We start from the raw sequence: 6,242 nt of genomic DNA, 5'->3' as shown, positions 1-6,242 counted from the left end.
GCACATCAAGACTTGGCGGATTCTTCATACGGGGTTTAGGCGGCCGTTGGGGTTGTATGGGCGGGTGTTTTCGGTGGTGCGGGGGTTGGTGTTTTTGGCTGCGGGTGGGACTTTTGAATAAGCCTCATGTTTTTCCTTATGTATTAGCGTTATAGATATTGCTCTGAATTTTAGACTACACCGTATGAGGTGCCACCAGGGCTCAGGAGGGAACATCCTCCCTAATACACTTTGTGTTTCTCGCGAGTAACCATATCTTCGCGTAAGCCCCGGCATATGTCCACATACCTTAGACGCCATCGAAAAAGTGCAAGTGCCCCGCACTTTTTGCGGGGCACTTGCACTTTTCCAATGGCGCTTCTCTAAGGAGGCTAAACGTTGAAGCGGAACTCCACCACGTCGACGTCCTGCTCAAGAACCTCTAGGCTTTCTAGGCAGTGTTTTATAGATATCATCAATGCGCTGGCTCACTAGTCTTGCCATAGGGGAACTGCCTCAGCCAGGGCCTGCTGGGATACTTGATTTTTAAGGAGCTGAAGAGGAAAAATATCGACCCGCTGAGTACCCAAAAGGTTACGGGTTTCCTCCATAAGACCAGCTGCCCGCATCAAGACGTTACCATCAGCAGGATCCATCTCTACCAGAATATCTAAGTCGCTCTCCGGGCCAGCAGTACCCCGGGCGACCGACCCGAAAAGTTGCGGGTTATAGGCACCGTATCGTTCCAGCAGCTCCGTGAATGACTGCCAGTGGGTCTGAAGTAAAGACCTGCGCTCTAGGCTTTCTATGCTTAGACTTCTAGTGCTCATACCCACAGTTTACCTATCCGCTTCTGGGAAAAGATAGGGCTTTTCTTTTCTATAAAAAGTGGCCGGTAGCTCCTTCCAGGGAGCAACCGGCCATCAGGATATCAGAGGCTACAAAGTTAGACGTTGAAGCGGAATTCCACCACGTCGCCGTCCTGCATGATGTAGTCCTTGCCTTCCATGCGGACCTTGCCACGGGCCTTGGCCTCAGCCATAGAACCGGCATCGTCCAGGTCAGAGAAGGAAACAACCTCAGCCTTGATAAAGCCGCGCTCAAAGTCGGTGTGGATGACGCCAGCAGCCTGGGGGGCGGTGTCGCCCTTGGTGATGGTCCAGGCGCGGGTTTCCTTGGGGCCGGCAGTCAGGTAGGTCTGCAGGCCCAGGGTGGAGAAGCCGACGCGGGCCAGCTTGTCGAGGCCGGACTCGTCCTGACCACTCATCTCTAGCATTTCGCGGGCCTCTTCTTCAGAGAGCTCAACCATGTCGGCCTCAAGCTTGGCATCCAGGAAGACGGCCTCAGCGGGGGCGACCATGGCGCGCAGTTCAGCCTGCTTTTCCTCAGAGGCGAGGACGCCCTCGTCCGAGTTAAAGACGTAAATGAAGGGCTTGGAAGTGAGCAGGTTCAGCTCCTTGAGCAAGGCCATATCGATCTTGGCTTCTTCGTACTTAGAAATCAGGGTGTCGCCCTGTTCCAGTACGGCCTGGGCCTTCTTGTATTCCTCAAGCTGGGCAGGGTCGCCCTTCTTGATTTTGACGGCCTTTTCCAGGCGGGGAATAGCGTTTTCCAGGGTCTGCAGGTCAGCCAGCACCAGTTCGGTGTTGATGGTTTCCATATCGCTGGCGGGGTCTACCTTGCCGTCGACGTGGATGACGTCGGGGTCGTCGAAGGCGCGGACGACCTGGGCGATGGCGTGGGCCTCGCGGATGTTCGCGAGGAACTGGTTACCCAGGCCTTCACCTTCGGAGGCGCCGCGAACGATACCGGCGATATCAACGAAGGAGACGGTCGCGGGCAGAATGCGCTCGGAACCGTAGATTTCGGCCAGGCGAGCCAGGCGCTCATCGGGCAGGTTGACGACGCCCACGTTGGGTTCGATGGTCGCGAAGGGGTAGTTCGCTGCCAGGATGTTGTTTTTGGTCAGTGCGTTAAAAAGGGTCGACTTGCCGACGTTGGGCAGACCCACAATTCCAATAGTTAAAGCCACGGTTTCTAGTTTACAGGGATGAGTCAAGCGAGCGCGGGAGCGTCAGTGAAGCCCTGCAAGCGGTGCGGACGCCCGCCACCGGCGGGTAGGTCAGGCCTGCTTCCCCTCACCCACCTCTTGTTATCTGGGGCACAGTATTTTATGCTGGTCAGCATGACAGTAGCGCAGTTTTCACCTCGGGACATCATCATTCGCTCTATCAACCTTGACTCCGATGCCGATATGGAGCAGCTCAATGCCCTAGAATCTGCCTGCGATGAAAAGCTCTACGGCTTCCCCTACACCACAACCATTGAAGAGCGGCGAGCTATTCTTGCCCCCTCCAGTTACTATGAAAACCACCGTTGGGTGGCAGAGGTTCAGGGGCAGATTCTCGGTATTGCGCTCGCTTCTTTCCCCCTCGAAGAGAACCCCGACGGCCTCACTTTTGCCCTCGCCGTCCACCCCGAAGCTGAGGGGCGGGGCCTGGAAGAGGCCCTCACCCGCCATGCCCTGGCAGAAGCTATCAAGCCCAGCGGACGCACCCACATCACCTACTACGGCTACCTCATGCAGGACGACAACAAGGACGACCCCGCCCTGCCCATCAACAGGGTTGCGGCTCTTCTAGGCCTAGAACCTAAGAATTCTGATATCACAAGAATTGCTCCCCTGCCGATCCCCGCTAACCTCGCGCAGGCGGCTGAGCGCAAGACAATAGCCGACCCCGCCTACACCTTTGAGGTCTGGGAAAACCACATTCCCGACCAGTATTTAGAATCAGCAGCAGCTGCTTACCACCAGCTGGAGGTAGATGAGCCCATAGGAGAAGCCCACCGGGAAGCTTCAGACTTCACCCCTGAGCGTCTGCGCGAGATGGAGGTCCGAGCTCACGCTGCAGGTGACGGTCTCATCTATGCCGCCGCCCTGCACCAGGGTACGGTTGCGGCCCTCACAGCACTGAGCTACCCCACCCACCCGGGCAATGCCTCAGCCTGGCAGGAATCTACAGTTGTCATGCCAGAGCACCGCGGCCTTGGCCTCTCCCGCACCCTCAAGGTGCTCAGCCATACCCGCCTACCGGCGTCCGCGCCCCACATCCGGCAAATTATTACCATAAACTCGGCCGTCAACCCGGCCATGATCAAGGTTAATGAGGAGCTGGGCTACCGGCCCGTCTGGGAAGAAATCTGCTACCAGAACTAGTGGCTGGCCCCGCCCAGGTTGAGCACCAGCACACCGGCCACAATCAGGGAAATGCCCACCACTTTGACCAGGGTGATGGGCTCCCCGAGAAAGACCGCACCGATGGCGACGATGGCAGCGGTGCCCAGCCCCGACCAGAGGGCGTAGGCGACTCCGACCGGGATGTCCCGCACCGCCAGCGACAGCATGAAAAAAGCGAAACCGTAGCCCACCAGGCACCCCAGGGTAAACCACAGTTTGGTGAACCCCTCAGTGTATTTCAGCAGGGTGGTGGCAATGAGCTCCGAGCCAATAGAGAGCGCGAGGAAAAGGTAGGGCATAGGCTTATTCTACATGGCTCGTACAAAAAAGGCTAGAATAATAAGTACGCGTATCTCACAAGGATGTGAATCTAGGAGTTTTTGTATGTCTCACAAGGGCAACAAGGAGTACACCGATGTCTCCACCGCAGCTATCGAAATGGGCGACGCCGCAACCCGGGCGCCGGGGTGGAACCGCACAGACACAGCCTGGACCGTCAGCCTCTTCGGCACCGCCGTCGGCGCGGGCATCCTCTTTCTCCCCATTAACGCGGGCGCCGGTGGTGTCTGGCCCCTGCTGGCCGCAACCGTCCTGATTTGGCCCATGACCTTCCTCGCCCACCGAGGGCTCTCCCGCATGGTCTCCGCCAGCTCCAAACAAACAGCAGATATCACAGAGGTAGCCGAAGAATTCTTCGGCCGAGGCTTCGGCAAGATCTTTACCCTGCTCTACTTCCTCTCCATCTACCCCATCCTGCTCATTTACGGCGTCAGTATCACCAACACCGTTGACTCCTTCCTGACCAACCAGTTCGGGCTAGAACCCCTGCCCCGCTGGCTTCTTGCCGCCCTGCTTGTTGGCGCCATGAGCGCCGTCATGATTATCGGCCAAAAATTCATGCTCATGGTGACCCAGTTCCTGGTCTACCCCCTTATTCTGGTACTCGCCGCGCTCACCCTCTACCTCATCCCCCACTGGTCACTCGACGGTTTTAGCCAGGTGCCGGCCCCCGGCAACTTTTCTATGACCCTCTGGCTCATGCTGCCGGTGCTCGTCTTCTCCTTCTACCACGCAGCGGCTATCTCCCAGTTCTCAGTGGCTATGCGCAAGCAGTACCACGGCTTCGCTTCGGTCAAGGCCTCCCGTGTACTGCGCGTTACCTCAATCATTCTGACCGTCTTCACCATGGGCTTTGTCTGGTCCTGCGTACTAGCTATCGGTCCGGACGGCCTCGCTGAAGCCCGCGCCTCCAACCTCCCCATCCTCTCCTACCTGGCCAACGAATTCGACGCCTCCTTCATCAACTGGCTCGGCCCCATCGTAGCCATCGCTGCCATCGTCTCCTCCTACTTCGGCCACTGGCTCGGCGGGCACGAAGGAGCAGCGGGTATCGTCCGTAAAAACTTCGACCCCGAGAAAAAACGCATCAGCGACAAGGCCCTCAACGCGGCAATTAACGTCTTCATCGTTGTCACCGTCTGGGTCGCAGCCGTGCTGAACCCCAGCGTCCTCTCCCTCATCGAATCCCTAGTCGGCCCCGTCATGGCCCTAGTACTCTTCATCGTGCCCATGTGGGCCATCCACAAGGTACCGGCCCTAGCCCCCTACCGCGGCAAACTCTCCAACATCTTCGTGGTGATCTCAGGCATCGCAGCCTTCTCCGCCGTCGTCTACGGCCTGATCCCCAGCTAACCAGCCCCACAAGAAAAGGCCCCCAGACGGGGGCCTTTTCTTATAGGGAAACTCTTCGCGCAAAGTAAATGGAGTTCGCTTCGCTCACAGCTTCCCATTCGCTCGCTCTTACTTCACCGCGCGCGGTGAACCGCTCACTCATCGGCTTCGCTCCTCACTTCCTAAATTTGCCCAATCGTGGGCAAATTTTTGACGGAAGAGGACTTCGTCGCGAAGCCGACCCGGTCGCTTCGCGATTTTACCGGCTCGGCTTCGCTCCTCGTCCTCCCAATCGCATCGCGGGCTCACCCGAATCATTCTTCAGGGCCGCGCGAAGCTCCTTGGGTAGCGAGAAGAGAATATCTTCCTTGGCGGTCTCAAACTTCTCAACGTCAACGTAACCGTAGTCTGCCAGCAGACGCAGCACGTCCTGTACCAGCACCTCGGGCACAGAAGCGCCAGAGGTCAGACCCACGGTGGTCACACCCTCGAACCAGGCCTCATCAACCTCATTGGCGTAGTCCACCAGGTAGGCCTGCTTAGCGCCGTATTCCAGGGCGACTTCCTTCAGGCGCACAGAGTTCGACGAGTTGGTCGAACCCACCACAATCACCAGGTCAGCCTTCGGAGCGATCTCCTTGATAGCGCCCTGACGGTTAGAGGTCGCATAGCAGATGTCGTCAGAGGGCGGATCCTGCAGGGTGGGGAAACGCTCGCGCAGGCGGGCAACGGTTTCAAGGGTTTCGTCCACAGACAGGGTGGTCTGTGAAATCCACACAACCTTCTCGGGGTCGCGCACGGTCACCTGATCCACCTCGTCAGGTGAGTTCACAATCTGAATATGGTCGGGAGCTTCACCAGCGGTACCCTCAACCTCTTCATGGCCGGTGTGGCCAATGAGCAGGATGTCGTAGTCCTGCTTGGCAAAACGCACAGCCTCGCGGTGCACCTTGGAAACCAACGGGCAGGTAGCGTCGATGGTATTGAGCTGACGCTCTTCCGCTGAGGCCACAACAGCCGGTGACACGCCGTGGGCGGAGAAGACGGTGACGGCGCCCTCGGGGACTTCCTCCACCTCGTCCACAAAAATTGCGCCCTGAGCTTCGAGGGTTTCAACCACATGGCGGTTGTGAACAATCTGCTTGCGCACGTAAACGGGAGCCCCGTAGTGGTCTAGGGCCTTTTCAACGGCGATGACGGCGCGGTCAACGCCGGCACAGTAGCCGCGGGGCGCTGCTAGGAGTACCTTCTTGTCGCCGGTGGGGGCGGCTGCCTCAACTTCTTCGCGGGTCCTGCGCACGCGGGGTACGGTGGGCAGACCCAGTTCAATGGTCTTCTCTTGGGTAGACATAGT

The 6,242-nt window shown here is 58.2% G+C and carries 6 protein-coding genes; 2 read left to right on the top strand and 4 right to left on the bottom strand.

Going from position 1 to position 6,242, the window contains the following annotated elements; genetic code table 11:
• Nucleotides 1-470 precede the first annotated feature (470 nt).
• Nucleotides 471-809 carry a nucleotidyltransferase family protein gene (locus tag L7A20_RS05260; protein ID WP_237222636.1) on the bottom strand — a complete coding sequence of 113 codons (339 nt, stop codon included), beginning with the start codon at nucleotides 807-809 and terminating at the stop codon, nucleotides 471-473.
• A 116-nt stretch (nucleotides 810-925) separates the two neighbouring features.
• Nucleotides 926-2,011 carry a redox-regulated ATPase YchF gene (gene ychF, locus L7A20_RS05255; protein ID WP_237188077.1) on the bottom strand — a complete coding sequence of 362 codons (1,086 nt, stop codon included), beginning with the start codon at nucleotides 2,009-2,011 and terminating at the stop codon, nucleotides 926-928.
• Nucleotides 2,012-2,164: 153 nt separating this feature from the next.
• Between ychF and L7A20_RS05250 the strand changes: the two genes are divergently transcribed.
• Nucleotides 2,165-3,196: a GNAT family N-acetyltransferase gene (locus L7A20_RS05250; RefSeq protein WP_237210321.1), complete on the top strand. Its 1,032-nt coding sequence runs from the start codon at nucleotides 2,165-2,167 to the stop codon at nucleotides 3,194-3,196.
• Here the strand turns inward: L7A20_RS05250 and L7A20_RS05245 are convergent.
• Nucleotides 3,193-3,516, bottom strand: a complete 324-nt coding sequence (locus L7A20_RS05245) for a DMT family transporter (protein ID WP_237222635.1) — start codon at nucleotides 3,514-3,516, stop codon at nucleotides 3,193-3,195. The two genes, L7A20_RS05250 and L7A20_RS05245, sit on opposite strands and share 4 nt — an antisense overlap.
• A gap of 85 nt (nucleotides 3,517-3,601) precedes the next feature.
• Between L7A20_RS05245 and L7A20_RS05240 the strand changes: the two genes are divergently transcribed.
• Entirely contained in the window at nucleotides 3,602-4,909 is a 1,308-nt protein-coding gene (locus L7A20_RS05240) for an amino acid permease (RefSeq protein ID WP_237222634.1), read from the top strand.
• A gap of 238 nt (nucleotides 4,910-5,147) precedes the next feature.
• Here the strand turns inward: L7A20_RS05240 and L7A20_RS05235 are convergent, their stop codons facing one another.
• Complete coding sequence (locus L7A20_RS05235; protein WP_237186045.1) at nucleotides 5,148-6,239, bottom strand: 4-hydroxy-3-methylbut-2-enyl diphosphate reductase; 1,092 nt, start codon at nucleotides 6,237-6,239, stop codon at nucleotides 5,148-5,150.
• Nucleotides 6,240-6,242 lie beyond the last annotated feature (3 nt).

This window comes from Rothia nasimurium, from assembly GCF_928381415.1.
Classification (GTDB): Bacteria; Actinomycetota; Actinomycetes; order Actinomycetales; family Micrococcaceae; genus Rothia; species Rothia nasimurium_H.
This window is presented reverse-complemented; position numbering and strand designations above follow the sequence as displayed.